This window comes from Nannocystis pusilla (genome assembly GCF_026626665.1).
Taxonomy (GTDB): Bacteria; Myxococcota_A; Polyangia; order Nannocystales; family Nannocystaceae; genus Nannocystis; species Nannocystis pusilla.
This window is the reverse complement of the sequence record NZ_JAPNKE010000002.1, coordinates 10,952,496-10,977,935: the sequence shown is the minus strand read 5'-3', so window position 1 is coordinate 10,977,935 and position 25,440 is coordinate 10,952,496. Positions and strand designations below refer to the sequence as shown.

At 71.3% G+C, this 25,440-nt stretch carries 19 protein-coding genes and 3 pseudogenes; 8 read left to right on the top strand and 14 right to left on the bottom strand.

The window, feature by feature from the left end; all coding sequences use genetic code 11:
• Positions 1-214: 214 nt before the first annotated feature.
• The 7 genes and pseudogenes from OV079_RS48550 to OV079_RS56855 all read right to left on the bottom strand — a co-directional run bounded on the left by OV079_RS48550 (position 215) and on the right by OV079_RS56855 (position 7,767).
• Complete coding sequence (locus tag OV079_RS48550) at positions 215-1,321, bottom strand: S1 family peptidase (RefSeq protein ID WP_267777040.1); 1,107 nt, start codon at positions 1,319-1,321, stop codon at positions 215-217.
• A gap of 990 nt (positions 1,322-2,311) precedes the next feature.
• Positions 2,312-3,469 carry a sulfite oxidase gene (locus OV079_RS48545; RefSeq protein ID WP_267777037.1) on the bottom strand — a complete coding sequence of 386 codons (1,158 nt, stop codon included), beginning with the start codon at positions 3,467-3,469 and terminating at the stop codon, positions 2,312-2,314.
• A 472-nt stretch (positions 3,470-3,941) separates the two neighbouring features.
• Positions 3,942-4,244, bottom strand: a complete 303-nt coding sequence (locus OV079_RS48540) for a glycosyl hydrolase family 65 domain-containing protein (protein ID WP_267778822.1) — start codon at positions 4,242-4,244, stop codon at positions 3,942-3,944.
• Positions 4,245-4,289: 45 nt separating this feature from the next.
• Positions 4,290-6,396, bottom strand: a pseudogene (locus OV079_RS59895) (glycoside hydrolase family 65 protein); the annotation flags it as partial.
• Positions 6,393-7,166, bottom strand: a complete 774-nt coding sequence (locus OV079_RS48525; RefSeq protein ID WP_267777035.1) for a PfkB family carbohydrate kinase — start codon at positions 7,164-7,166, stop codon at positions 6,393-6,395. The gene OV079_RS48525 and the pseudogene OV079_RS59895, both read right to left, overlap by 4 nt.
• A 4-nt stretch (positions 7,167-7,170) precedes the next feature.
• Entirely contained in the window at positions 7,171-7,341 is a 171-nt protein-coding gene (locus OV079_RS48520) for a hypothetical protein (protein ID WP_267777034.1), read from the bottom strand.
• Between the two features lie 48 nt (positions 7,342-7,389).
• On the bottom strand, positions 7,390-7,767 hold the full coding sequence (locus OV079_RS56855; RefSeq protein WP_267777032.1) for a sensory rhodopsin transducer: 378 nt from the start codon (positions 7,765-7,767) through the stop codon (positions 7,390-7,392).
• A gap of 183 nt (positions 7,768-7,950) precedes the next feature.
• On the opposite strand from OV079_RS56855, the gene OV079_RS48510 reads away from it, so the two are divergent.
• Together OV079_RS48510 and OV079_RS48505 are read left to right on the top strand one after the other, a co-directional pair.
• Positions 7,951-9,117, top strand: a complete 1,167-nt coding sequence (locus tag OV079_RS48510; RefSeq protein ID WP_267777029.1) for a Gfo/Idh/MocA family protein — start codon at positions 7,951-7,953, stop codon at positions 9,115-9,117.
• A gap of 261 nt (positions 9,118-9,378) precedes the next feature.
• Positions 9,379-11,238, top strand: a complete 1,860-nt coding sequence (locus OV079_RS48505) for an IgGFc-binding protein (protein WP_267777026.1) — start codon at positions 9,379-9,381, stop codon at positions 11,236-11,238.
• Here the strand turns inward: OV079_RS48505 and OV079_RS48500 are convergent.
• The 3 genes from OV079_RS48500 to msrA form a co-directional block, all read right to left on the bottom strand.
• Positions 11,225-11,626: a hypothetical protein gene (locus OV079_RS48500; protein WP_267777024.1), complete on the bottom strand. Its 402-nt coding sequence runs from the start codon at positions 11,624-11,626 to the stop codon at positions 11,225-11,227. The two genes, OV079_RS48505 and OV079_RS48500, sit on opposite strands and share 14 nt — an antisense overlap.
• Positions 11,627-11,884: 258 nt before the next feature.
• Positions 11,885-14,551: a hypothetical protein gene (locus tag OV079_RS48495; protein WP_267777022.1), complete on the bottom strand. Its 2,667-nt coding sequence runs from the start codon at positions 14,549-14,551 to the stop codon at positions 11,885-11,887.
• A 444-nt stretch (positions 14,552-14,995) separates the two neighbouring features.
• Complete coding sequence (msrA, locus tag OV079_RS48490; protein WP_267777019.1) at positions 14,996-15,649, bottom strand: peptide-methionine (S)-S-oxide reductase MsrA; 654 nt, start codon at positions 15,647-15,649, stop codon at positions 14,996-14,998.
• A 138-nt stretch (positions 15,650-15,787) separates the two neighbouring features.
• Between msrA and OV079_RS48485 the strand changes: the two genes are divergently transcribed.
• Entirely contained in the window at positions 15,788-16,564 is a 777-nt protein-coding gene (locus OV079_RS48485; RefSeq protein WP_267777018.1) for an SseB family protein, read from the top strand.
• Between the two features lie 164 nt (positions 16,565-16,728).
• Positions 16,729-17,496, top strand: a complete 768-nt coding sequence (locus OV079_RS48480) for a fatty acid desaturase (protein WP_267777016.1) — start codon at positions 16,729-16,731, stop codon at positions 17,494-17,496.
• Positions 17,497-17,732: 236 nt separating this feature from the next.
• Here OV079_RS48480 and OV079_RS56850 read toward each other — a convergent pair whose 3' ends face one another.
• From OV079_RS56850 to rsmH, 4 genes and pseudogenes are all read right to left on the bottom strand, one after another.
• Positions 17,733-17,900 carry a PASTA domain-containing protein gene (locus tag OV079_RS56850; RefSeq protein ID WP_338089154.1) on the bottom strand — a complete coding sequence of 56 codons (168 nt, stop codon included), beginning with the start codon at positions 17,898-17,900 and terminating at the stop codon, positions 17,733-17,735.
• A gap of 261 nt (positions 17,901-18,161) precedes the next feature.
• Positions 18,162-19,456: pseudogene (locus OV079_RS48475) on the bottom strand (peptidoglycan D,D-transpeptidase FtsI family protein); the annotation flags it as partial.
• A gap of 360 nt (positions 19,457-19,816) precedes the next feature.
• Positions 19,817-20,248 (bottom strand): FtsB/FtsL family cell division protein, encoded by a 432-nt coding sequence (locus OV079_RS48470; protein ID WP_267777014.1) that lies wholly within the window; start codon positions 20,246-20,248, stop codon positions 19,817-19,819.
• A complete protein-coding gene (rsmH, locus tag OV079_RS48465; protein ID WP_267777013.1) occupies positions 20,245-21,216 on the bottom strand; it encodes a 16S rRNA (cytosine(1402)-N(4))-methyltransferase RsmH in 972 nt (323 codons plus the stop codon). Before rsmH ends, OV079_RS48470 begins: the two co-directional genes overlap by 4 nt.
• 234 nt (positions 21,217-21,450) lie before the next feature.
• Between rsmH and OV079_RS48460 the strand changes: the two genes are divergently transcribed.
• From OV079_RS48460 to OV079_RS48450, 4 genes and pseudogenes are all read left to right on the top strand, one after another.
• Complete coding sequence (locus tag OV079_RS48460; protein ID WP_267777011.1) at positions 21,451-22,224, top strand: Fic family protein; 774 nt, start codon at positions 21,451-21,453, stop codon at positions 22,222-22,224.
• Between the two features lie 7 nt (positions 22,225-22,231).
• The gene (ribA, locus tag OV079_RS48455; protein WP_420829465.1) at positions 22,232-22,864 is read left to right on the top strand and encodes a GTP cyclohydrolase II; all 633 of its coding nucleotides are present in this window, start codon (positions 22,232-22,234) and stop codon (positions 22,862-22,864) included.
• Between the two features lie 1,054 nt (positions 22,865-23,918).
• Positions 23,919-24,473, top strand: a pseudogene (locus OV079_RS59890) (diaminopimelate decarboxylase family protein); the annotation flags it as partial.
• 85 nt (positions 24,474-24,558) lie between these two features.
• Entirely contained in the window at positions 24,559-25,248 is a 690-nt protein-coding gene (locus OV079_RS48450; RefSeq protein WP_267777007.1) for a diaminopimelate decarboxylase family protein, read from the top strand.
• Positions 25,249-25,440: the final 192 nt, after the last annotated feature.

The window sequence follows — 25,440 nt, the reverse complement described above, 5'->3', positions numbered from 1 at the left end:
GAGGTTTTCTGACCCACTTGACGGCGCTCCAGAGCCACTGCGGGTCTCGGGCCCCGATCGGCCCGCTTGCAGGGCCGGCGAACTCATGTAAGCGGCCTGCGGGGTCCCGCCCCGACCGGTGCGCCGGGCCCACTCCGGGCCCCTCTCGGATCCGCCCGCAGCAATCGCAGGACATGTCCGCGAGGACATGTCCTGCGATACAGCCACGACGCGCTCAGTTCGGCTTCTTGTTGTAGAACTTGTACGCCCCGCTGCCGCTGTACGACTGGACCAGCCACGCGTAGTAGCCGGCGGTGCCGTTGTACTTGATGGTCTCGTTGGTCGACGCGGTCTCGGCCTTGGCGACCATCACCCAGCTCGTGCCGTTGTGCTTGTACAGGTAGAGGTCGAAGTCGGTGCCGGCCGGCCCGACCAGGTAGCCCTCGTGCGCGCCCGAGGTGGTGCTCTGGTAGTAGCTGCCGTTCGGGTGCTGGTCGGAGTCGCCGGCGCCCGAGAGCGTGCCGCCGTACTCGGTGCAGCCCGTGCACGGCGCGTCGCTCGGCGGCGGATCGACCGGCGGCGGGTCGCCCCCGCCCTGGTACGGCGCGCCGCAGGTCTGGCTGTACGCGCCGCTGGGCGCGCCCGCGTTGCAGCCGCCGGTCCACGTGTCGTTCACGCTGCCGGGGTTGGTCTGGAAGTTGTAGCAGCCGGCGCCCGGGTTCCACGTGCCGTCGGCGTTGTGGCACGGGGTCAGGTCGAGCGCGGTCTGCTGCTCGAACCAGCTGATGCCCTTGTGCATCATCGAGTACATGCCGCCGCTGCCGCACGCCCCGCCGTACGAGGTGATGCCGAACACGCGCCATGTCCCATCGGCCAGCTTGATGAACGCCGGGCCGCCCGAGTCGCCCTGACAGGTGTCCTTGCCGTTGCCGCCGATCGAGATCTCGTCGCCCTGGAACCCGTTGATCGTGGTCGTCACCTGCCGCTTGACGCCGTAGGGCCCGTTGTCGGCGTTGCCGAAGCCGACCAGCGTGACGGACTTGCCGGCCTGCAGGTTGCTCGTCTCGCAGCCCATCAGGATCGGCACGATCGGCACGTCGTTGACCGGCGTCGACAGCTTGCACACCGCGAAGTCGTTGCCGCTGCCGGGCTGGCCGCCGGGGTAGACCTTGCACCACTGCGGCGTGACCGTCTTGGCCGGCGTCGTGTACTTCTCGCCGAAGTAGATCTTGCTGTAGCTCGCGCCGCAGTGGGCGGCGTAGATGACCACCTGCGGGTGGACCAGCGTGCCGGTGCACGAGCCGCCGAGCTCGACCGTCGAGGCCCAGCCGCACGCCGGCACCGTGGTCCCGCCGTAGATGGCCTCGCCGTCCTCGTCGACCTCGGCCGTGAACTCGTCGCTGGCCCCCTCGTCGCTCGGCGGCGCCGGCGGGGGTCGGCCACGCCCGCGAACAGCTCCTCGTGGCTGAGGACCGTCGGCTGCCCGGCGTCGCTGATGTCGGCCTTGCCGGCGGCGACGTCGACGGTGTCGAGCTCGGCGTCGGTATCGATCTCCGGGTCGCACGCGCCCGCGACCAGCGCGAGCAGCGAGAGCGGCGTGAACAGAACAATCTTCCGAGGAAGCGGGTGATGCGTCATGGCGAGCGTCCTTGTCGAGAGCGGATCGGTCGATGGCGGCGCGGAGCCGCGGGGCCGGGCCTCATTCGCCCGGGTCGGCCAGGGTCGAACGTGCCAGTGACGTCAATTCTCGCCCCACCACAATGGTGAGGTGCGAGTCGGTCGAATCGTACGTCGCAGCGTGGGCACACGAATCCTAGCTCATCCCCTCGCTATCGCGAACGGGTCCGGAGAGTCAAGCGCGAAAGCCATTGCCGGGGCCCCGGCCCCCACGTGGGGGCTCTGTGGCGCAATCCGGGGCCCCCGACGAATGCTCGGAGCACCACTCACGACTCGCCGTTCGGTGATTGCGATCCGCGCACCCTGCCGCATCCGGCGACACCCCCGTCGAACTCGCCCGCGATCGCTCGCGGCCCGCACGGCGCTCGCTGCTATCACGAAGCCTGCCGCTGTCACGAAGCTTGCGGCCATCCCGGCCCTTGCAACTACAACGGCGCTTGCAGCCACATGGCGCCTGCACCCGTCACGATGCTCCAGGCATCACGGCGCTTACAGCCGTCACGGCGCTCGCCGCCTTCACGGCGCTCGCTGCCTTCACAGCGCTTGCAGCCACATGGCGCTCGCTGCCTTCACGGCGCTCGCTGCCTTCACGGCGCTTGCAGCTACAAAAACCCCGTCGACCCCGACGGCGCCAGCGCGAGCAGCGACAGTCCGGCTACACGAAGCGGATCGGGTGCGGCACCGGGGCCGCGAACAGATAGCCCTTGTCGTTCGGCCGCTGCTGCGACAGCGACGGCTGCGTGGGTCCGTGCTCGTCGACGGCGCGCGGCGTGATCGTGACGTCGCCCGGCGGCGCATCGAGCTCGAGCTGCCACCACGTGCCGGCGACCGGCAAGTTGTCGCCGATGAGGCGCGCCGTGCGGGTGAAGGTGCGGCCGCCGTCGAGGCTGATGTCGACTTTGGCGATCTTCCCGAACGGCGACCAAGCGAGGCCGTGGATCGTCCGTCGCCCGGCGGGCAGCACCGCGGGCCACGGCAGACAGACGGCGCTCTTGACCACCGCCGTCGTCAACACCGGCGGCGGGCTCCGGTAGTCGGCCCCGAGCATCACGTACTCCTCGGTGTTGGCCTCGACCGCCGGCTCGCGCGCCGAGACCTCGAGCGCGCCGACCCACTTCACGCTCGCCGCCCCGATCCACCCCGGGACGACCACGCGCGCCGGGAACCCGTGGTCCATCGGCAACACCTCGCCGTTCATGCGATGGGCGAGGATCGTGTCGGCGGTCATCGCCTTGGCCAGCGGCATCGGCCGCGCGTAGGTCTCGGCGTCGAGGCCGACCGGCATGACCCACGCGGCGCTGCCCCGCAGGCCCGCCAGCTCGAGCAAGGTCGCCAGCGGCACGCCGGTCCACGCCGCCACCCCGTAGGCGCCGTCGCGCCACGGGTCGCCCTCGACCGCGACACCCAGCAGCTCGGAGAAGTATGCCCGGCCGTTGCCCGCGCACTCGAGGTACCGCGTGATCGTCACCGTCGGCAGCGCGACCAATTGCTCGTACGTCAAGCTGACGGGCCGCAGGGCCGCGTCGCCGCGGATCTCCAGCCGCCAGTCGGTCGGCGACAGCCGCGGCGTCGGCCCATGGTTGCGCACGTAGAAGTGATCGTTCGGCGTCACGAGCCGGCCGACCGGCAAGCTCTCGAGCCGCGTCTCGGCGTTGTGCGCCCCGTGGCGCACGAACACCGCCGGCGGCAACGCCTGGACGAGCTCGGAGCCGCCGCGCGCTCGCCCGCCCGCCGTGCACGCGAGCGCGGCCGTGACCCAGCCGCCGCCCGCGAGCGCGAGGAACCGACGGCGCGAGCGCTCGTGGATCTGCACGCCCGTAACCATGCGCAAGCCCACCGATTCCGCCAGCGCCCGCCGCGTGCCAGCGGGCGTTGCCGGCAACGCCTCGTCTCGCCATCGCTCGCTCCCGGCCCACGTGCCGCCGCCGCCGGGTCCTCGGCGCGCCGGACTCATGCGCACAGTCGCTAGCCCTCGCCGCCGAGCGCGTGCCTCCGGGCGAGGCGACGACCGCGCTGGGGACCGCGGCGACACGCCGCAGCGAGCAGACGGCGAGGTCGCACGACGCACCCTCCTGATCGGCGAGGCCGGCCCACACCCGTTCGTCATCCCGCGAATGACAAGACCACGGCTCCGCCCCGCGACGGTTCGTCATCCCGCGAATGACAAGTGCTCATGCCATGCCTCCGCGCTTCGTGCGGCTCGGCGCGGCCGGCCCGCGACGGTTCGCCATCCCGCGAATGCTCGCTCGGCGCGAACTGCTCGTGAGAGCAGTGATACGCCAGCTTCACGCGCACGCCCCCGCGCTGCGCTCGCGCGCCGGCGGGACCGCGAACGTCCGCGTCTCGCCCGGCGCGACCGCCTCCGCGCGACCGTCGATCCGCACCGTCACCGCGTGCTCGGCGTCGTCGTCGACTCGCACCGTCACGCAGTCGTTGCGCACCGCCAGCCACAGCCACGCGCAGCGGTGCCGCAGCCGGAACGACACGCTCTTCAGCTCGTCGGGCAGCGCCGGCCGCAGCCACAGCGCCCCCTCGCGCGCCTCGAGCCCGGTGTAACAGCGCTGGAAGATGTCGATCGTCCCGGCCATCGCCCCGAGGTGCACGCCCTCCGCGGTCGTCCCGCCCTGGATGTCGCCGAGGTCGCTGCCCAGCGCCTCGCGCAGCATCTGCCACGAGTGGGCCGGATCGCAGCGCGCCAGCACCCACGCGTGCACCACCCGCGACAGCGTCGACCCGTGCGACGTCCGCTGCAAGTAATAGCGGGTGTTGCGGGCCAGCATCCCCTCGTCCCACGCGTAGCCCAGGCCGGTGAAGATCGCCCGCAGATCCTCCGGCGCGAGCAGATAAAACAGCATCAACACGTCGGCCTGCTTCGACACCTTGTAGCGATTGGCCGTGTCGCCCTCGGCCTCGAGGATGTTGTCGAGCCGGTGGATGTCGTCGTGGTAGCGGGCGCGGTACAGGTCCCAGTCGAACTCGGCCAGCCGCTCGTAGCCCTCGAACTGACTGATGAGGCCCTCGCCGTGGAACGGCACGAACATGCGGCGGGCGATGTCCTCCCAGGCCGCGCGCTCGTCGGCGCCGAGCCCCAGCTTCTCGATCAGCGACTGCCGCGCCCCCGCCGGTAGCAGCTCCAGCGCCTGGCGGACGCGCATCAAGGTCCACACCGCCATGACGTTGGTGTACGCGTTGTTGTCGAGCCCCGGGCGGGGCGCGTCGGGGTAGGCGTCGTGGAACTCGTCGGGGCCGCCGACCCCGCGGATGACGAAGCGCTCCCGCTGCGGGTCGAACTCGGCCGCGCTGGCCCAGAAGCGAGCGATCTCCACCAGCATCTCGGCGCCGTGATCGACCATGAATTCGCGGTCGCCGGTGATCTCGTAATAATGCCAGACGTTGTAGGCCACGGCCGCGCCGATGTGCCGCTGCAAATAGCTGTTGTCGGCGATCCACCGGCCCGAGCGCGAGTTCTTGCGCCGCGGCTCGCTGACCTCGCGGCCGTCGCTGGCGCTGCGCCACGGGAACATCGCCCCGCGCAGGCCGGCCTCGCGGGCAGCAGCGCGCGGCCGGCAGGCGGCGGTAGCGATACAGCAGCAGCGAGCGCGCCAGCTCGGGCAGGCGATAGGCGAGCACCGGGAACACGAACAGCTCGTCCCAGAACACGTGCCCGCGGTAGCCCTCGCCGTGCCAGCCGCGCCCGGGGATTCCGGCGTCGAGGCCGATCGTGCGCGGCGAGACCGTCTGCAGGATGTGGAACAGGTGCAGGCGCAGGGTCGTCGTCGTCGCCTGCTCGTCCTCGACGTCGACGTCGAAGCGGTCCCACAGCTCGGCCCACGCGCGCGTGTGCGCCGGCAGCAGCGCCGCGAAGTCGTCGGCGCGCGCGACCGCGAGGCTGGCCGCCTCGAGCGGCTCGCGGATGGTGCGATCGTGGCGGGCGTACAGCGCCGCGATCTTCTCGAGCGTCACGCGCCCTGCCGTCTCCAGCTCGGCGTCCGCCTGCAGCGCCACCGCCTTGGCCCCCTCGATGCGCGCCTCCAGCGGCCCGACCTCGCCGCCCTCGACGAACACCCGCGTGCGCGTCGCCAGCGCGAACTCGAGGCGCGAGCCGCAAGTGCGCGCCCGCAGCGTCAACAGGCCCGCGCCCGGCGCCGCGACCTCGAACTGCTCGAGGTGGTCGCCGTCGGCCCCGCGGTACTCGTCGGCGTTGGCGTTCGTCACCTGTCCGTCGAGCCAGGAGCGCAGGTGCACCGTCGCGCCCGCGCCTTCGACCTCGACCTGCAGCTGCTGCGCCGCCAGGTGCGTCTCCCCGAGGTGGACCAGCCGCCGCTCGGTCAGCGTCGCCCGCCGGCCGCCCATCTCGAAGCGGACCCGACGGACGAGCAGCCCCTGGCGCAGATCGAGCTCCTGGCGATATTCGTGCACCTTCGCCCGCGCCAGCGAGAACCACTCGCCCTCGGCGAGGCCGATGTCGACGCGGAGCCAGTTGGGGAGATTGACGAGACCCTCGTGGTGCAGCGATTGCCCGTCGACCACGCTGGTCTTGTGATTGTAGAGACCGGCGCGGTACGTGCCCGGATAATGCGGCCCGCCGGCGGCCGCCCAGGGGACCGCGCCGCGGGTGACGAAGTGGCCGTTGCCGAGCGCGCACAGGGCCTCGCGCTGCCCCTCGTGCTCCTCGTCGAACGACTCGTAGACGACCGACCACGGCGCCAGCCGGGCCCCGTCGCGGTCGTGCGGGCTCATCGCACCCGCTCCCGTCCGCCGCGCGCCCGCTCGAGCTGCCCGCGATCGGGGTAGGACTGCTGCGACCCGTAGACCGTACACGCCAGGCTCGACGCCGCCGCCGCGAACTTGACCGCCTGCAGCAGCTCCTGCCGCTCGAGCAGCGCCACCCCGAGCGCCCCCGCGAACGCGTCGCCCGCCCCCGTCTTGTCGACGACCTCGACGTCGAGCGGCGCCACGAACTCGCGCCGGTCCGCGCTCACCAGCGCGGCCCCGCCGTCGGTCAGCTTGACGCACGCGACCCCGACCCCGCGCGCGACCAGCTGCTCGCCCGCCCTCACTGCGTCGGCCTCGGACTCGACGGCGAAGCCGAGCAGGCCGCGCGTCTCCTCGGGGTTGGGGGTGATGACGTCGACCATCGCGTAGAGGTCGTCCTGCATGCGCTCGGCCGGCGATGGATCGAGCAAGACCTTGAACCCCCGGGCCTGAGCCGCGCGCACCGCCGCGCGCACCACCGCGACCGGGACCTCGAGATCGACCGTCAGCACCGAACCCGCCGGGGCCGCCTCCACGACCTTCACCGCCGCCTCGATGTCGGCCTCGCCCCACGCGTCGTTGGCGTTGGCCGCCAGCAAGATCGTCTTGTCGCCGTCGGCCCGCAGCACGATCATCGACAATGCCGTCATCTGCCCCGCGACCTTGACCACCGGCGAGACGTCGACCCCGACGTCCAGGGCCCGCGCAGCACCTCCTCGCCGAAGTCGTCGTCGCCGACATGTCCCAGGAGACATGCTTTCACGCCGAGCCGGCGGGCCAAAAAGCGCGGTTGGCCGCCTTGCCGCCGCCCGTACGCAGCAGGTCGCGGACGGGCAAGGTCTCGCCCGGCCCCGGCCAGCGGTCGGCGCGGACCTGCAGATCGAGGTTGATGCTGCCCAGCGCGAGCAGGATGGGATCGTCGGCGCTCATCTTTCTTGAAAGATCCTCCGAGTCGGGGCCGCAGGACCGCGGCGCGGGTCAGGCCGGAAATGCGATCGTCGTGATGAGCGCGTTCTCGGCCTGGCGCGAGTCGAGGCGAGTGTGCTGGACCACGATCGGCTGATCCGACTCGATCACGCACGAGAAGTCGGTGGCCCGCGGGATCGGCTCCGGATCGTCGAGGTCGTTGAAGCGCACGTGTCGCGTGCGCCGGGCCGGCACCGTCACCCGGTACGGCCCGGCCGGCTCGCGATCGGCGAAGTAAATCGTGAATCGCACCTGCGCGTCGCGATCCGAGGCGTTGAGGATCGAGGCCGTCTCGTGGCTCGTCATCTCCGGCTCGGGGCCGTGGCTCCCCTGGGGAATGTACCCGTCGGCGATGGCCCAGCGACGATGACCCAGCGGTGTGTCGTTCACGCCGGGACCGTGAGCGGTGTTTTCACCGCGCGCAAGCCGTCCGCCGCGGGCCTCGCCGCGGCTCGGCCCGGCGGCGCTCCAATCATCGCACACGGCCGAGCCCGCTCCGCCCGCGGTCCCTGCGCGAGCGCTCGCGCTGCGGTTTGAAGCCGCGTCCGGGGTCCCGCGCGCCGCGTCTTCGCGGTGTATGCATTGCCCGGACCCGGTCGTCGCAAAAGCCTGCCGCGCCATGACAACGAACAAACCCACCCAGAAGGTCCGTTACGCCGTGGTCGGCGCCGGCAACATCGCGCAGGTCGCGGTCCTGCCCGCGTTCGCCAACGCCGGGGAGAATCCGAGCTGGTCGCGCTCGTCTCCGGCGACCCCGTCAAGCGCGAGGCCCTGCCCGAGCGCTACGCCAGCATCGAGGCCCTCGGCGACTACCGCGAATTCGAGGACGTGCTGCGGCGCGCCCGCGTCGACGCGGTCTTCGTCGCCACCCCGAACACCCACCACCGCGAGTTCACCGAGCGCGCCGCGAAGCTGGGCGTCCACGTCCTGTGCGAGAAGCCGATGGCGCCGACCGTGGCCGACTGCGAGGCGATGATCGGCGTGTGTCGCGAGCACCGCGTCAAGCTGATGATCGCCTACCGCCTCCACTTCGAGGCCGCCAACCTGCAGGCGATCGAGGCCCTCGAGGGCGGCAAGATCGGCGACCCGCGGATGTTCAGCTCCCTGTTCACCCAGCAGGTCCGGCCCGGCGACATCCGCACCCGCGCCGAGCTCGCCGGCGGCGCCCTCCTCGACCTCGGCGTCTATCCGATCAACGCCGTCCGCTACCTGTTCCGCGAGGAGCCGATCGAGGTCCTCGCCGCGGTGTCGAGCAGCGGCGACGCGCGCTTCGACGGCGTCGACGAGACGACCAGCGCGATCCTCCGCTTCGCCAGCGGCCGCGTCGCCCAGCTCACCGTCAGCCTCGGCGGCTCGTCGATGGGCTATTATCGGGTCGTCGGCACCGAGGGCGACCTCTACGCCGATCCGATCTACGACTACGAGCAGGGCCTGAAGTTCGTGCTCACCACCGAGGGCAAGAGCCGCGAGCACAAGTTCCCCGCGCGCGACCAGTTCGCGCCCGAGCTGGTCGAGTTCTCGCGCTGCGTGCTCGAGGACCGCGAGCCCGAGCCGTCGGGCGAGGAGGGCCTGGCCGACATCCGGGTGGTCGAGGCGATCTTGCAATCGGCCCGCAGCGGCCGCGCGGTCCAACTGCCGCCGTGGTCGCGCGCGCAGCGGCCCGACGCCGGCCAGGAGCAGCGCAAGCCGCCGGTCGATCCGCCCGAGCCGATCCGCGCGCCCTCGCCGACGATCCGCTGAGGCCCAGCGAGCGCACGAGCGACGCGCCGCCGAAGCACGCGTCGCTGCGCTCCCCTCGATCCCGCGAGGCCGAGCGCGGCCGACGTGGTGAGGCGCGCGTCCCTCGGCGGACCACGACCGCGGCGACTCGCGCGGACAAGCCCCTCGGAGCGGGCCCGACATTCGCAGCGCTGCGTGCGTCCACGCAGGGTCTGCCCGCCGCGCAGGGCCTTGCGCGGAGGCGGCGGACAGCGCTGAAGTCGCGGCATGCATCGCCTCAGCTTGCCCCTCACTGCATTCACGGTCGCGCTCGTCGGCTGCGGCGGCGACGACTCCGCCGTCTCGGCCAGCCAGACCCAGGGCACCACCGCGACGACGACGGCCCCCGACACTCAGGGCACCGCCACGACCGACGCGGCGCCGACGACCTCGACCACCGACGCCTCCGGCACCGGCACCGCGTCCGAGTCGACCACGACGTCCACCACCACCACCGACTCGACCACGACGACGACCACGTCGGAGACCGGCGTCGTCAGCACGACCACCGACGCCACGAGCAGCACCACCGACGCGTGCACCTGCAACCCCGGCGAAATCATTGGCTGCGACCGCGACGGCCAGCAGCTCGTGTGTCAGGACGACTGTCAGACCGTCGCGCCCGAGCCGTGCCCCGGCGGCGGGCAATGCACCGACGGCGCGTGTCCGGCCACCTTCTGCAACCCCGGCCAGAAAGTGTGCGAGGGCGAGGACGCCTACAAGGAATGCAACGAGCAGGGCGACGCCTGGCTGCCGCCGGTGGACTGCGCGCCCGAGGAGACCTGCGCCGGCGGCCAGTGCCTGTCGCTGTGCAGCCTGGCCGAGGAGACCCCGAGCTCGGTCGGCTGCTCGTTCTTCGCCGTGCGCCAGGACAACTACGACTACGCGAACGTCGACTCGCTGGTGGTCGGCAACACCTCGAAGACCAAGACCGCCTCGGTCCAGCTCTACTTCACCCCCGACGGCACCAACAACGAGCAGCCGTCCGGCGCCCCGGCCAACCTCCTGCCCGGCGTCACCCTGCAGTTCCAGCTGACCAACCAGACCTTCAACAAGACCTCGGCGCTGCGCAAGGGCGGCGTCTACCGCGTGCAGAGCTCGATCCCGATCGTCGCGTACCAGCACTCGCCGATCACCGCCCAGGCCACCAACGACTCGTCGATGCTGCTGCCCGAGCACGCCCTGCGGCAGGACCACGTCATCACCGCGTATGGTGACACCGTGTTCGGCGAGGACCGCCCCAGCTACTTCAACATCGTCGCCACCGCCGACAACACCGTCGTGCAGTGGACCCCGCCGATCGGCACCGTCGCCGGCGCCGGCGTGCCCGCGGTCGCGGCCAACCAGACCGGCACCGTGACGATGAACCGCTTCGACGTGATGCAGGTCCGCGCGCCCAACGACGCCGACCTGTCCGGCACCTTCGTCCACGGCGACAAGCCGATCTGGGTCATCGGCGCCGTCAACTGCGCCAACGTGCCCGCCAACGTCGTCTTCTGCGACCACCTCGAGGAGCAGGTGATCCCGCTCGACTATTGGGGCAAGCAGTACATCGGCGCCCACTCGCCCAAGCGCGGCTCCGAGAAGCACTACTGGCGCGTCTACGCCGGCGAGGACCAGACCACGATCACGACCACCCCGGTCCAGCCGGGCACCCCGTTCACGCTCGACAAGGGCCAGTGGAAGGAGCTCGTGATCCCCAACAACACCAGCTTCGTGTTCGACGGCGACAAGCCGTTCATGCCGGTGCAATACCTCGAGGGCGAGAGCGGCGGCGCCGGCACGGGCGACCCTGCGATGTACCAGATGGTCCCGGTCGAGCAATTGCTAGATCGCTACGCCTTCGTCACCGGCACCGGCTACTCCATCCATTACGCGCAGATCATCCGCCTCGCCGGCAACCCCGACGTCATCATCGACGGCCAGGTCGTCGCCGGTTACTACGCCGTCGGCGGCTACGAGGTCGCCGACTTCCCGATCTCCGAGGGCGCCCACCTGGCCGAGAGCGACGCGCCGTTCGGGATCCTCAACATCGGCTACACGCCGGTGACGTCCTACGCGTATCCGGGCGGGCTGAAGCTCAAGATCATCAACCCGCAGTGAGCCGCCAGGGCCCTCTCGCCCCGGATGGCGTCGTCGCGCGGTCCCCGGAGATCTCGGGGGCCGCCGCGTCCGTGAGGGACTCGGCTTCAGGCCTGTCCCTCGCCCGCTCGCCTGCAGACGACACCTCGCGCCCATGGGCCCAAAGCCCGATAGCGACATTCATGGCCAGCAAGAAGACACCCAGGCCCATCTCGATCGCCGAGCGGAGCCCGAAGAGCCAGAGGAGACCGGCGTAGACGACGAGGACCGCGAGCCACGCCAGGAGAAGATGGAGGACCGGCGCGCCGGCGAGGGCGAGCGGAACCAGGAAAACAACCGCGACACCGAGCGCAAGACGTACGTCCCCCGGCGCCGCCTTCGCCGCGACGGCCTGCTCCTGCTCAGTCATGGCCATCGTCCTCGCACACCGAACGCACGACGCACGCGTGAATGCTTCGGCGTCGAACCTCGCGCCCGAGTGATTCCAGCGACGAGTCGCATCGCTGCATCACCCGCAATCGTACACCGAGCGTCGCCGCCAGGACGCGGGCCGCCGCCCGACTGGGCGGCTACGTCACGGATATTCCGCCGACTTCTCACCTGGCGCGGTTTCAATCCTCTTTCAACAGCAGACGACGCGACCCGTCGAGGCGCCATCAGGAGAGCGTCACCGCCCCCCGCTCCGCCTCGTGTTCTTGTTCGCTCCCGACTTCTTCGTCGACTTCTTCGCCCCGTTTCTTTTCGCGGCCTTCTTCGCCCCGGCCTTCTTCGCCGCCGTCTTGGCGCCCGACTTCTTCGCCGACTTCTTCGCCCCCGACTTCTTCGCCGCCTTCTTCGCCCCGGTCTTCTTCGCAGCCTTCTTCGCCCCGGTCTTCTTCGCAGCCTTCTTCCGGGTCTTCTTCGCCCCCGACTTCTTCGCTGCCTTCGTGAGGCCCGGCTTCTTCACGGCTTTCTTCGCCCCGGTCTTTTTCGCCGCCTTCTTTCCGGTCTTCTTCGCGCCCGTCTTCTTCGCGGCCTTCTTTCCGGCCTTCGTCGCTCCCGAGTGCTTCGCCGCATTCTTCGCCCCGGCTTTCTTCGCCGCCTTCTTCACGCTCCTGGCCGCGCGCGCCGGCGGATCCTCGCGCTCCGCGAGCTGGCGCAGCTCGAACGAGTCGTAGGGCAGGTCGAACTCCTGAAAGACCTCCGAGTGATTGACGAAGTTGGGGAACGCGTCGACCACGTCTGCGCAGGCTCGCAGCGCCCGGCGTTGCACCTCCGACAGCCGCTCGGGCTCGCCGTCCGGGAAGAGCACGGCGAAGAGCGTCTCCAGCGTGTCCACCTGCGACAGCGGATCTTGCTCGCGCATTTCTTCCACAAGGGCGTCCATGTGGCGCGCGAGCGCCTCTGCGGGCAGATTGGCGCGCGCGACCGTGGCCACGTCTCCCTCGAAAAATGGCGCCAGCTCGGCGAATGAATCCTCGAGCGGCGAGCCGTCGATCGCGTACGGCTCGATCGCCGCGATCCACTCCGGCGCCGGCTGCTTCGCGCGCGAGCCCAGCAGCACCGCCAACAAGAAGCGCACCATCGGGTCGCTCTCGGCCCCGAACGCCGCCGCGAACGCCCCCCGCGACGCCTCCTTGCTGGCCGTCATTCCCAGCCCCATCGCCGCGCGCCCGCGGTCGGCCGGCCTCGCGCCGTGCTGCAGTTGGCGCACGAACCACTCGATCACCTCTCGCTGGCCGCGCCCCGCGTGCGCCATCAAGAAGGCACCGGCGTGCGCCAGCGTCTCGTCCTCGCCGGACGCCAGCGCCACGAAGCGCGCCAGCGACGGGCGCATCGCCGCCATCCACGCCTCGTACGGCTTGCGCGCCTCGGTGATGTACGGCAGTTGCAGCACGGCGACCAGCAAGTCGATCACGCGCCGCTCCACCGCCGGCCGCGACGCCTGCAGCGGCAGCATCGTCGCCAGCGCCGTCGCCACCCGATACGTCGCCGGGTACACGCTGCCCTGATGCTCGATCTCCGGCCAGATTCGTTCCAGCGAATACTCCGCGATCGCCGGATCGTCCGCGAGCACCCCCTTCACGTACAGCGGCAGCTCCTTGCCGTTCCCGAACGCCGTCTCGACCCGCGCCCACGAGCCCGGACCGAGGGCCGCCACCAGCTCGGGCGACGACTCCAGGCGATTCAGCGCCGCCGCAGTGACCTCCTCCTCGTGGGCGTCGTAGAACGCCTCGCGCACGGACGACGGGTCGTCCTGCGTGCTCTCCACCTCGTAGCTGGCGAAGCTCGGCAGGAAGCAGTCCCAATGCTCATACTCGTTGAGATCGTGCTCGCCGTCGGTCGCCAGCGTCAGCTCCGCCGCGCCCGTCGCGTCGTGCAGCGTCCACACGCCGTTGCCCCCGCCCGTCGATGCGTACGAGACCAGCAGCGCGCCGGACATATCGTAATACTCGACCTTGGTCGGCGGCTGCTTCGGGTCGTCGCTAGCGATCGCCTCGAACACCAGCCGATCATTATAATAGCGGCGCTCGTGGTGCGGCCCGACCTCCTCCATGCGCACCGAGTACAGCCGCTGCCCCTGCGCGTCGAAGAACGTCTCCGTGCGGTCCTTCTGCTCGTTGCGATAGAGCGTCGCGCTGCGGACCGCCGGCGGGTCGGTATCGCCATAGTAGAACGACTGGACCATATCGCCGTCGTCCGCCCAGCGCTTGGACATCCACAGCTGGCCGCTGCGGTACGTGTCCTCTTCGCGGGGCGTGCCCGCGGGCTCGTGCAGGCTGCGCTCGCCGAGCACCCCGTTGCGGTCCCACAGGCGCCGCTCTCCGCGGAGATCGCCGGTCACCAGCGCGCTCCGCTGCAGCACCCAGCCCTGCTCGTCCGGATTGTAGAACGCCTCCGCCGGCACGTTCGCCGGGCGCGGCGGCAGCGGCTCGCCGTCGCGTCCCACCGGCCGCCCCTGCGCGTCGAAGCACCGCTCCGTCATGACGTAACCGTCGTCGTCGAACTCGCGCTCGATGACCCGCACGGCCTCGCCCAGGTCCGGGTCCCAGTACTGGTCCTCCGGCGACGTCCCGTCCAGCCGGGTCCACCGCATCAGCCCGGTCCACACATCTTTTAAAAGGTTCTTGGCCCCGCGCTGCGACTCCGAGCCGTCCGGGTGAAAGCGGCGATACTCGAGCCGCTGCGTCCCGTCGCCCCACTCCTCGACGCACTCGACCTCGCCGCTCGCGCGCCACGACGTCCACGTGCCGATCCGCCGGCCGCTCGGATCCTTGGGCCCCGAGTTCCACACGTCGTCCTCCCAGAACGCGTCGGCAGGCAAGTGGGCGGGCTTCTGCGGGTGCATCGACATGGCCCGCAGAGTGTCCGCCTCACCTGACGCTGTCAACCCGAACGCCGGAATGCGCCCATTCGCACCTGTCCGCTCGGACCTATCCGTTCGGTCATGTCATGGTTCGCCGCCGCTGCGCCACCGCGGCGTCCCACGCACGTCATGCACCTCGCTCCGCGGAGACTTCCGCGGGAACGAGTACGTCGCCCTACCGGAGCGAATGAGCGCCATGAATTCGCTGAATGCATATGAAGCGGGCGAGGGGCTCCACGCGTGCCCCACGCCCCGCACCGCGAATCCCTCCATACACGGTCCAATGCCCGCCGGACGGATCGACGAGTCGAAGCCCCTGAGGTAGTTCGATTCCGGGGGCTCTCAGGAGGACCGTCCAGATGTCTTCCAGCAAGAACCGCCCCACGGGTACGTGTACCCGCAAGACCGTGAGGCGCGTCTCCTCGTCCTGGCTCACCCCGTGAGCCCTGTCGGACACGACACGCCGGTCCCGCCGATCCCGCAATACCCGCCCGGATTCTTCTCCAGGTACTGCTGATGATAGTCCTCCGCGTAATAAAACGTCGGAGCCGGCAGCACCTCGGTCGTGATCTCGCCGAACGCCGCGTCGAGCAGGCGCTTCTGGTACGCGTCGCGCGACGTCTCCGCGGCCTGCTTCTGCGCCTCGCTCGTGTAGTAGATGCCGGAGCGGTACTGCGTGCCGACGTCGTTGCCCTGGCGCATGCCCTGGGTCGGGTCGTGGTTCTCCCAGAACACGCGCAGGAGCTCTTCGTAGCGGACGCGCGACGGATCGAAGACCACCTGGACGACCTCGTTGTGGCCGGTGCGGCCGCTGCACACCTCACGGTAGGTCGGGTTCGGGGTGTAGCCGGCGGCGTAGCCGACCTGCGTCGAGATCACGCCGGGCACCTGCCAGAACTTCTTCTCGGCGCCCCAGAAGCAGCCCATGCCGAAGATGGCGATCTCGGCGCCGGCCGGGAACGGCGGCGACATCGGCCCGCCGAGGACCGCATGCTGCGCGGCGACCGGCATGGGCGTGTCGCGGCCGGGGAGCGCCTCTTGCGGGCGCGGCATTCGGAGCTTGTCGGACGAGGCGAACCAGGACATCCCTCGCAGGGTGACGCATGGCGGCGGCCACGGCCAGCGCCTCCGGCCCGGACGGGGCTGCGTGCCGGATCGCGCACGCCGGGGCGGGCCGGCGGCCGGGCGCTTCCGGGCGGCTCTGCTATCTTCGCCCCTCCCCGCATGTCCACACTCACTCGCGACCGGCTCGTCACGTCCCTGCAGCAGCTCACCCAAAGCGGCGGGGCCGACAACAAACTGGTCGTCGTCGCGGGGGACTACTACGTGGTGGTCCACGGCCGCCTGGGCGGCTCGGACCTGGCGGTCGAGGTCGTGTCCAACTTCTACCTCGGCGGCCCCTCCCAGCTGACGCCGGCGCGCCTGCGGTCGCTCGGCGATCGCGGCTACTTCGAGCGCAGCGGCTACAACAACCTGTTCCGCGACGTCCGCCTCGTCGGCGCCGACGCGGCCGGCAAGCTGGCCGACGAGCTGATGGCGCTGTTCGCCCAGATCTTCGGCGTCGAGGCCGAAGCGCCGGCGAACTTCGAGCTGCAGCTCGGCGACCCCGAGCCCACGCGCAACCCCGACCTCGTGCGGGCGATGAAGCAGCTGGCGGTGCGCCGCGACATGGACGCGCGCCAGCGGGTCTACGTCGCGGTGATGAACGCGACCTTCCTGATGCCGGTCAACCCCGCGGGCCGCACCAGCGACGAGCCGCTCGAGGTCGACCGCCTCGGCAACTTCCCGGTCATCGCCGCCTTCACCGAGGTCGACTCGCTGCGGCTGTGGCAGCCCAAGGGCTGGCCGTTCGCGCTGATCCCGGGCGCGCGCCTGGTCCCGCTGGCGGTGTCGCGCCGGGTCGGCTCGCTGCTGGTGAACCCGCGCGGCAACGTCGGCGGCGAGCTCTACATCAACGAGCTCGAGTCGATCGAGGGCGCGCTGCGCCGCCGCAACAACTGAGCGATGGAGGGCGAGTTCTCGCGCGCCGCGACGCTGACCGCGGACGAGCGGCGCGAGCTGTACGCCCGCCGCGACGGCCCGGCGCGCTGCGCTTCGCCGTTCAGCTGGGCCTGCTGCTCGCCGCGGCGGTCGCCACGGTCGCGCTCGCCGAGGCCGACGCGCGCGTGTTCTGGCCGGTGTTCGCGGCCTACTGCGTGCTCCTGGCCTCGATGTTCGCGCCGACGCACGAGGCCGGCCACGGCACCGCGTTCGCCAGCAAGCGGCTCAATCGCCTGGTGCTGCGGATCGCCGCCAACCTGTCGCTGCTGCCGCCCACCGCCTTCGTCGCCTTCCACTTCGAGCACCACCGCAAGACCCACGAGGTCGGCGACCCGGAGGTCCCCGGCGGCAACCTCGAGCTGGCCGCGTGGCCGAAGAACCCGATCGCCGCGCTGATCGTGCTCAGCGGCCTGCCGCTGTTGCTCGCCAAGCTGGCCGCGCTGGTCAACCTCGCGGCGGGGCGCGGGCCGCAGTGGTTTATCAAATGGATGCCGTGGCTGCCGGAGGCCCAGCGCCCGGCGACGATCCGCGAGGCCCGCTTCATGGTCGCGGGCCTCGCCGCGCTCGCGCTGCTGGCCTGGTCGGTGTGGCCGCCGTCGTGGTGGCTGCTGGCGGGCGGTGCCGGGGCGCACGTGGTCCTCGGGCCCTACCTCGCCGCCGAGCATACCGGCATGCCGACCGAGGGCGACGTCCTCGCGCGGACCCGATCGATCCGCAGCAACGCCGTCGTCAGGTGGCTGTTCTGGAACATGCCCTACCACGCCGAGCACCACGGCTGGCCCGCGGTGCCGTTCCACGCCGTGCCGGCCCTGCACCGCCGCGTCGCCGCCTCGCTGCCGCGGCGCTACCGCGGCTACCTGCACGTCTACCTGGCCGCCCTGCGCGGGCGATAGCTTTCGGGACATGCTCTCGGGGCATGCTCCGAGGGACATGCCTTTGAAGACATGTCCCATCGAGCTCGGTGCGGCGGCCGATCGGCCGGGACTGCCTCGCCGCCGTCTCGGCCCGCCGCGAAGCCGGCCCGGCTCGCGCCGCGACGGAACGCGCCAGTCAGCCGGCCCGCGCATGATGTCTTCGAAGGCATGACCGATCGAGCATGCCCGATCGAGCATGCCTCGTAGGCCATGCGCTACTGCTTCGGCGCGAACGCGACCTGGACCACGCGGCCGCTCTCGACCTGGCCGGGGGCCACGTCCTGCGACACAGCGACGCCGGAGCCGGTGGCGCGCAGCTCGACCTTGGCGCGGCCGGCGAGGTCGACCGCCTGGGCCAGGGTGAGGCCGGTGAAGTCGGGCATGCCGGTATTGACCTTCGGGTGGGCGGCGGCGCCGCTGCCTCGCTCCTCGACGCCGGGCAGCGAGGGCTCGACGTCGATGTCGGCGAGCACGCCGAGCGCGGCCTCCATCTGCTTGGCGGCGACGACCACCGGCTTGGGCGGCGGCGGCGTCTTGCCGTCGTCGCGGGGCACGCCGAGGTGAGTCATGATCTGCGCGCCGAGGCGGGCGAAGCTGGGGGCGGCGACGTCGTTGCCGTAGTGGGCGCCCTCCGGGACGTCGACCGACACCAGGATCACCACCCGCGGCGCGCGGGCCGGCAGCGCGCCGATGAAGCTCGAGTAGTACATGCCGTCGGCGTAGCCCTTGCTGCCGGCCTTCTGCGCCGTCGAGGTCTTGCCGGCGACGCGGTAGCCGTCGACGTGGGCGTTCTCGCCGGTGCCGAGGTCGGTGTGGACGACGTCCTCGAGCATGCGCATGACCGTCTTGGCGGTCGCGCTGCGGACCAGGCGCTCGCCCTCGGGCGCGTGCTCCCACACGGTGCCGCCGCGCGCGTCGAGGATCTTCTGCACGATGGTGGGGTCGTGATAGACGCCGTCGTTGGCCAGCGCGCCGAAGGCCGCGGTCACCTGCAGCGGCGACGCAGCCATGCCCTGGCCGAACGAGATGTTGGCCATCTGGATGTCCGACCACTTCTCCGGCGGGGCCAACAGGCCCGCGGTCGCGCCGGGCGCTGGACCCCGGGGCGCTCGCCGAAGTGGAACTTCTTGACCCACTTCGACAGCGTCTGCTTGCCGAGGCGGTCGGCGATCTTGGTCGTGCAGATGTTCGACGAGGCCGCGAGGATCTCCGTCACCGTCAGCCACTCGGCAGCGTGCGCGTCGTGGATCGTGTTGCGCGGCGTGTACTTCCAGCGGCCCTTCTCGCAGTAGAACGTCTCGTTCTCGCGCACCGCCCCGAGCTCGAGCGCGGCGGCGACGGTCACCGCCTTGAGTGTCGAGCCCGGCTCGTACGCGGCCTGGACCGCGAGGTTCTGCGTCTGGTGGGCGCTCTGGACCGGGTGGTTGGGGTCGTAGGTCGGCCGGTTGGCCAGGGCGAGGATCTCGCCGTTGCGCGGGTCGAGCACCAGGATCGAGGTGCCGACCGGGTTCCACTGGCGGACGAGGGTGTTGATCTCCTCCTCCACCATCGCCTGGATCTGCGAGTCGATCGTCAGCACCACGGTGTCGCCGCGCGCGACCCCGGGGTCGGGCACGCCGTCGACCAGCAGCTTCTTGCCGGCCGCGAAGTAGGCCGGCGACAGCGCCTCGCGCCCGCGCAGCTGCATGTCGAGCCCGAGCTCGACCCCGGCGGTGCCGCTGCCCTGCGCGCCGACGCGGCCGAGCACGTGCGAGGCCAAGAGCCCGCGCGGGTACACGCGCGCGGTCGACGGCTCGAACGACACGCCCGGGATGCCCTTGGCCTGCAGCGCCTTGACCTGCGCGTCCGACAGCGGCAGGCGCAGCAGGCGGTAGGCCTTGTCCTTGGCGATCTCCTCGCGCAGGTAGTCGGCGCTCTCGTCGGGCTCGATCTCCAGCACCGCCTCGATCAGCGCCTCCTCGGCCCCGCGCGCGCACGAGCCGGGGGTTGATGGCGATCTTGTGCACGCGGTCGTCGACCGCCAGGGTCATGAAGTCGCGGTCGACGATCTCGCCGCGGCTGGCCGCCAGCTTGAAGCTGCGCAGCTGCTGGCGGTTGCCCTGCTCGGCGTAGGCCTCGTGCTCGACGGTGGCGAGCCGCGTCGCCTTGACCCCGGCGCCGACCAGCGCGGCGCAGATCGCCGCCCCGACCAGCGACGCGCGCGTCCCGACCGCCCGCATGTCGCTCGCCATCGGCGCGGGGATCAGGTTCTTGCGCATGATGTTGCCGCGCTTTTCGGACATGTTCGATCCGCCCTGTCTCATCCGCCCTGTCTCGAGGGACCTGTCTGCTTGGACTCGTCGCGCAGCCGGATCGCCTGCAGCCGGTCCGGCGTGGCCGGCACCATCTGCATGCGCCCCGCCGCGACGTCCTCGATGTAGTCGGGGTGGCGCAGGTAGGCCCGCTCGGCCTCGAGCCGGCGCTTCTCGTCGAGCAGGCGCCCGTGCTCGGCGGTCAGCTCGGCGATGTCGGCCCCGAGCTCGAGCACCCGCGCCCGCGTCCGCACCTGCACCACGCCGGCCGCGGTGAGCAGCCCGAGCGCCAGCATCAGCACCAGCGGCAGCCCGGTCGGCCGGCGCGGCGGGGGCGGCGGCAGGCGGTCGTCGGCGCGCTGGAAGCCGTGCTCGAAGCTCGGCGGCCCGGCGTTGCGCCGCGCGTTGCCGGTGCGCGGAGGATGGGTCGTCGGCGTCATGGCAGCGCGCGCTCCAGGACGCGCAGCCGGCTGCTGCGGCTGCGCGGGTTGGCGGCGATCTCGGCCTCGCCGGGCGCCGCGCCCTGGCGGTAGCCGGCGGGCACGACGAAGCGCGGCCGCGGCAGGTCGCGCGCGGCGATCGGCAGGCCGGCGGGCGGCTGCTCGGCGCGGGTGAGCGCGGTGAAGCGCTGCTTGGTCGCGCGGTCCTCGAGCGAGTGGAAGGTGATGATGCCGAGGCGGCCGCCGACCTGCAGCAGCTCGGGCGCGGCCGCGAGGAGCCGGTCGAGCTCGCCGAGCTCGTCGTTGACGCGGATCCGCAGCGCCTGGAAGGTGCGCGTGGCCGGGTGGATCCGCAGCCCCAGCTTGCGCCGCTGCGGCGCGCTCATCGCTGCGGCCACGACCTTCGCCAGCACCCCGGTGGTGGTCGGCCGCACCGCCACGATCGCGGTGGCGATCCGCCCGGCGTCGGGCTCCTCGCCGTAGTCGCGCAGGATCTGGGCGAGCTCGCCGGCGCTGATCTCGGCCAGCAGCTGCGAGGCCGTCACGCCGCGGCTCGGGTCCATCCGCATGTCGAGCGGCGCGTCGGCCTGGAACGAGAAGCCGCGCGCGCCCGTGTCGAGCTGGTGTGAGGACACTCCCAGGTCGGCGAGGATGGCCGTCGCCGCGGTCACGCCGGCGGCTTCGAGCACCTCGGGCAGGCGGCCGAAGCTCGAGTGCACGAGCTCGACGTCGGCCGGCAGCTTCCCGCGCGCCTCGGCCAGCGCCTCCTCGTCGCGGTCGAGCGCGATGGCCCGCAGCTTCGGCCCGTCGGGTCGGGCATTCGCGTAGGCGGCCAGCACGGCCTGCGTGTGCCCGGCCCCGCCGCAGGTCGCGTCGACGAACACCGGCGCCTCGGCGCGCACGAGCGCCGGCACCAGCGCCTCGCAGACCTCGCGGACCAGAACCGGCCTGTGGAACTCGGAGGACATCGCGCGCGCCAGGCGGGTGTGACAGCGCTCGCCGGCCCGGTCAAAAAACAGGCCGGCCGAGCCCGGGGGCCGGCCGCGCGGGCGATTCGGGCGCCCCGCCCGACCGGACTCGACTGCGGACGGGCCCGTTCCGGCGAGAAATTTTCCCGCGAAAACAATACCTTGGGCACTTTTTCATTGACCCCCGGGGCCAAAATCAGTAGGTTGCGCTGCCTTATTTCGAGGGAGCCCGCCGTGCTTTCGACGCGGATGAAGAATTATCGCCAGCTCTTCGAGTCCTCGGAGCTCCTCTGGGAAAAGCTCGGGATGCTCAACGCCGCTCAGCGGCGGAACTTCGACGAGCGCTTCATGATGTCGTGGATCTTCCACGACTTCGCCCTCGAGGGGCAGATGCTGTCGGTCGCCGAGATCAAGGCCGCCATCGACGACGAGATCATCTCGACGCCGAGCCTGATCCCCGCGTATCTGCACGTCAAAGCGGTCCGCGACGGCATCTACATGTTGCTCGAGACCCGCGGCAAGCGCCTGCAGCTGTCGCTGGAGTGGCTGAAGAAGCTGCACCAGACGCTGCTGCCGCAGGGCAAGAAGGATCAGGTCCAGTACCGCAAGGACAACCCGATCCACCGCATGTACTTCCACGACCTCGCGCCGGCCGACAAGATCAGCTACCGCATGCGCAAGCTGACCGACTGGTTCCGCACCGAGGAGTGCCGCAAGGCCCACCCGATCGAGCTGGCGGTCGAGGTGCACCGCGAGCTGATCCGGATCTTCCCGTGGCCGGACATCAGCGGGCGCGTGGCGCGCTTGGCGATGAACGCCATCCTCATCGCCGAGAATACTGGCCGTGCATCCTGCACCACAACGAGCGCCAGACCTACTACGACGTGCTCCGGCTCGATCAGGACCAGCTGCTGCAGCTGGTGCTCGACAGCATGGACGAGGGGATCCGCTCGTCGAGCCGGCTCTACCAGAGCATTGTTGATTCCTCGCGGGCGTGACATGCAATAGGCACCGCATGCCCGTGCCGAACAACCTCCAGGCCCGACCGCTGCGCGTCGTTCGCGGCGCGCAGGTGTTCGCCCGGGCTCGCCTGCCCTCTCGCCACGGCGAGTTCGAGATCGTCTCGTTCATCGACGACGTCGGCCGCACCCTCGACGACGTGGCGATCGTCCGCGGCGACGTCCGCGGCCGCGCCGAGGTGCCCACGCGGATCCACTCCGAGTGCCTGACCGGCGACGTGTTCGGCTCGTTCCGCTGCGACTGCCGCGACCAGCTCGAGCTCGCGCTGCAGCGGATCGCCGGCGGCGACGCGGGCATCATCCTGTACCTCCGCCAGGAGGGCCGCGGGATCGGCATCGCCCAGAAGATCCGCGCCTACCACCTCCAGGAGCAGGGCCTCGACACCGTCGAGGCCAACCTCCACATGGGTTTTGATGATGACCTCCGCGACTACTCGGTCGCCGCGGCGATGCTGCGCGCCCTCGAGGTCGGCTCGGTCGTGCTCCACACCAACAACATGAGCAAGGTCGCCGGCCTGCAGCAGGGCGGCGTCTCCGTCGCCCGCCGCGAGCCGCTGATCGCCGAGGCCCGCGAGCAGAACCGCCGCTACCTGGCGACCAAGCGCGACAAGAGCGGCCACCTGCTCTGACGGCCATGCCCGATCGGACATGGCGCCCTGGCCATGTCGCTCGGGACAGGCTCTTGTGGGCGCGCTCCCCGGATAACGGCCGACGCTCTGGCCTACGTCGATTCGTCGGAGCGGCACTTCGCCGACATCGTCGAGAGATACAGCCGGCCGGTCCCCGAGGTGCACCTGTTCCTCGAGAACCGCTCTCGCGCGTCGCGCCTCGCAGCGCAGAAGCCGCTCCGCGAGGAGGTGGCGCGCAGAGCCATCTGCCTGAACCGCCGACCCGTCGGCCGGTCAGGGTCCTGTCGCCGCCGCGGCATGTCTCTTCGGACATGTCCATCGATGCATGTCCTCAAGAACATGCCCTGCCCGAGGGTCGCTGGCGCCGCCGCCGCGTCCTCGGTCGGTCTCTGCGCGCCGCGCTCCCCCCGCGGCCTGCGTGACGCCCCCCGCGCGCCGCGCCGCGACCCAAACAAGAAGCGGCGGAGCACATTGCTCCGCCGCGGGTCACCTCGGGCGCGATGCCGGTTCTGTGTTGCGGGGCTGTGAACCCCGTCAGGGGTTTCCGGCCGTGGTGGGCCGGGTGCCACGGGCGTGGCGCGGGTCAGTCGCCGGGCTGACCGGTGGGTGACTTACGGCGGCGCGGCGGCGCCGTCGCGGATTGGTTCGCGTGGAGCGACCCGGTGAAGGGCGTGACTTTACGGCCGCGTTCGCGCGGCCGGGGGTGTCACTGCGTGTGCGCCCCGCAGAGCGCACACGGGAAGGGGCGGCTCGGCGAAACGAGCCTCAGACCCCGGCAAAGGCTAGTGCGCACCTCCTGAAGAGCACGACAGTCGAGGCGCAGCGCAAGTACTCCACACACAACGATCTGCTTGGTTCATCAGTTACCTCCTTTTGCCGGTGGCCTGAGGGTGACAGCCCAACCTTAGCAAGGTTGTGTGCGCCGGCAAAGAGTTGTGACGCCCCTCGCCCCCTCTCGCGGCGGACCCGGCGTCCGGTGGCCGCGGATCCGGCGCGCGGGCGGGTTTGACAGTGCGCCGCCCCGCGTGGCAAGAGCCTCGACGATGAGGTCCGCGTGGTGAGCTCCGAAGTGGTCCAGACCGGCCCCGATCACGCGCCGGTGTTCGCCGCCCCGGCCCGCTGGGGCCTGCGCGTGCACTCCGGCCGGCTCGCCGTCGAGGACGTGGCGCTCGCCGAGATCGCCGCGGCCGTGGGGACGCCGACGTACGTGTACGGCGCCGGCGAAATCGCCGCTCGCTTTCATGCCCTGACTCGCGCGTGCCGCTCGCACCCGACGCTGGTCGCCTACGCGGTCAAGGCCAACAGCAGCCAGGCGGTGCTCGCTCACCTGGCGCAGCTCGGCGCCGGGGCCGACATCGTGTCGGGCGGCGAGCTGCGGCGAGCGCTGGTGGCCGGCATCCCGGCCGAAAGGGTCGTGTTCTCCGGGGTCGGCAAGCTGGACGAGGAGCTGGACGCGGCGATCGGCGCCGGAGTGCGGGCGATCAACATCGAGTCGGTGGCGGAGCTCGACCGCGTGGCGGCCCGCGCCCGCGCCCTCGGTCGCGCGGCCTCCGTGGCCCTGCGGCTCAACCCCGACATCGATCCCGACACCCACCCGTACCTGGCCACCGGCCTGCGCGAGAGCAAGTTCGGGATCGCCATGGGCGACGCCGCGGCCGTGGCCGGCCGCGCGCGCGCTGCCGGAGCTGCGCCTCGTGGGTCTGGCCTGTCACATCGGCTCGCAGATCCTCGAGGCCTCGCCGTTCTTGGCCAGCTTCGAGCGCCTGTGCGGCCTCGTGCGCGCGCTGCAGGCGGACGGGGCGCCGCTGCGCCAGCTCGACCTCGGCGGCGGCATGGGCATCACCTACGCGCCCGGCGACCGCGAGCTCGACGTCGAACAGCTCGGCGCCGCCCTCACCGCCGCGGTCGCGCCCCTCGGCCTCGAGCTGGTCTTGGAGCCAGGTCGCTACCTGGTCGGCAGCGCCGGGGTGCTGCTCACGCGGGTGATCGGGCGCAAGCGCAGCGGCGAGCGCGAGTTCGTGATCGTCGACGCGGCGATGAACGACCTGCTGCGCCCCGCCCTCTACGGCGCGTACCACCCGATCGTCCCCGTCGACGCGGCCGCCGGCGAGCGCCCGACGATCCGCGCCGACGTCGTCGGGCCGGTGTGCGAGTGCGGCGACTTCCTGGCCCAGGACCGCCTGATCGCCCCGGCCGAACCCGGCGAGCTGCTGGCGATCCTCAGCGCCGGCGCCTACGGCATGGCCATGGCGTCGACCTACAACACCCGCCCGCTGGCCGCCGAGGTCATGGTGCGCGGCGGGCAGTTCGCGGTCACGCGCCCGCGCAAGACCGTCGACGCGCTCATCGCCGAGGAGCAGCTCCCGGCCTGGCTGGCGCGCTGACGCCTGGCTCTCGAGACATGTCGTTCGGCGACCGGCGTCGAGGCTGTCCCTCGGGACATGTCTACCGATTCGAGCGCTCCTGTCCCTCGGGACATGCACGTCGCAGCCGCGCCGGCGCCTGTCGCATGGGATAGGTCCGATCGCCGCGCGCTCGCCCGGTGAGCGCGGCCGTCGCTCGCGTGCTACAAGGGC

What these genes read in the sequence shown, in the direction of transcription:
- OV079_RS48540 (WP_267778822.1), bottom strand. Translation starts at nt 4,244, where the DNA reads ATGGCCGGGACGATCGACATCTTCCAGCGCTGTTACACCGGGCTCGAG.
- OV079_RS48525 (WP_267777035.1), bottom strand. Translation starts at nt 7,166, where the DNA reads ATGTCTCCTGGGACATGTCGGCGACGACGACTTCGGCGAGGAGGTGCT.
- OV079_RS48520 (WP_267777034.1), bottom strand. Translation starts at nt 7,341, where the DNA reads ATGAGCGCCGACGATCCCATCCTGCTCGCGCTGGGCAGCATCAACCTC.
- OV079_RS48500 (WP_267777024.1), bottom strand. Translation starts at nt 11,626, where the DNA reads ATGACTGAGCAGGAGCAGGCCGTCGCGGCGAAGGCGGCGCCGGGGGAC.
- OV079_RS48495 (WP_267777022.1), bottom strand. Translation starts at nt 14,551, where the DNA reads ATGTCGATGCACCCGCAGAAGCCCGCCCACTTGCCTGCCGACGCGTTC.
- msrA (WP_267777019.1), bottom strand. Translation starts at nt 15,649, where the DNA reads ATGTCCTGGTTCGCCTCGTCCGACAAGCTCCGAATGCCGCGCCCGCAA.
- OV079_RS48485 (WP_267777018.1), top strand. Translation starts at nt 15,788, where the DNA reads ATGTCCACACTCACTCGCGACCGGCTCGTCACGTCCCTGCAGCAGCTC.
- OV079_RS56850 (WP_338089154.1), bottom strand. Translation starts at nt 17,900, where the DNA reads ATGCCCGACTTCACCGGCCTCACCCTGGCCCAGGCGGTCGACCTCGCC.
- OV079_RS48470 (WP_267777014.1), bottom strand. Translation starts at nt 20,248, where the DNA reads ATGACGCCGACGACCCATCCTCCGCGCACCGGCAACGCGCGGCGCAAC.
- rsmH (WP_267777013.1), bottom strand. Translation starts at nt 21,216, where the DNA reads ATGTCCTCCGAGTTCCACAGGCCGGTTCTGGTCCGCGAGGTCTGCGAG.
- ribA (WP_420829465.1), top strand. Translation starts at nt 22,232, where the DNA reads ATGCCCGTGCCGAACAACCTCCAGGCCCGACCGCTGCGCGTCGTTCGC.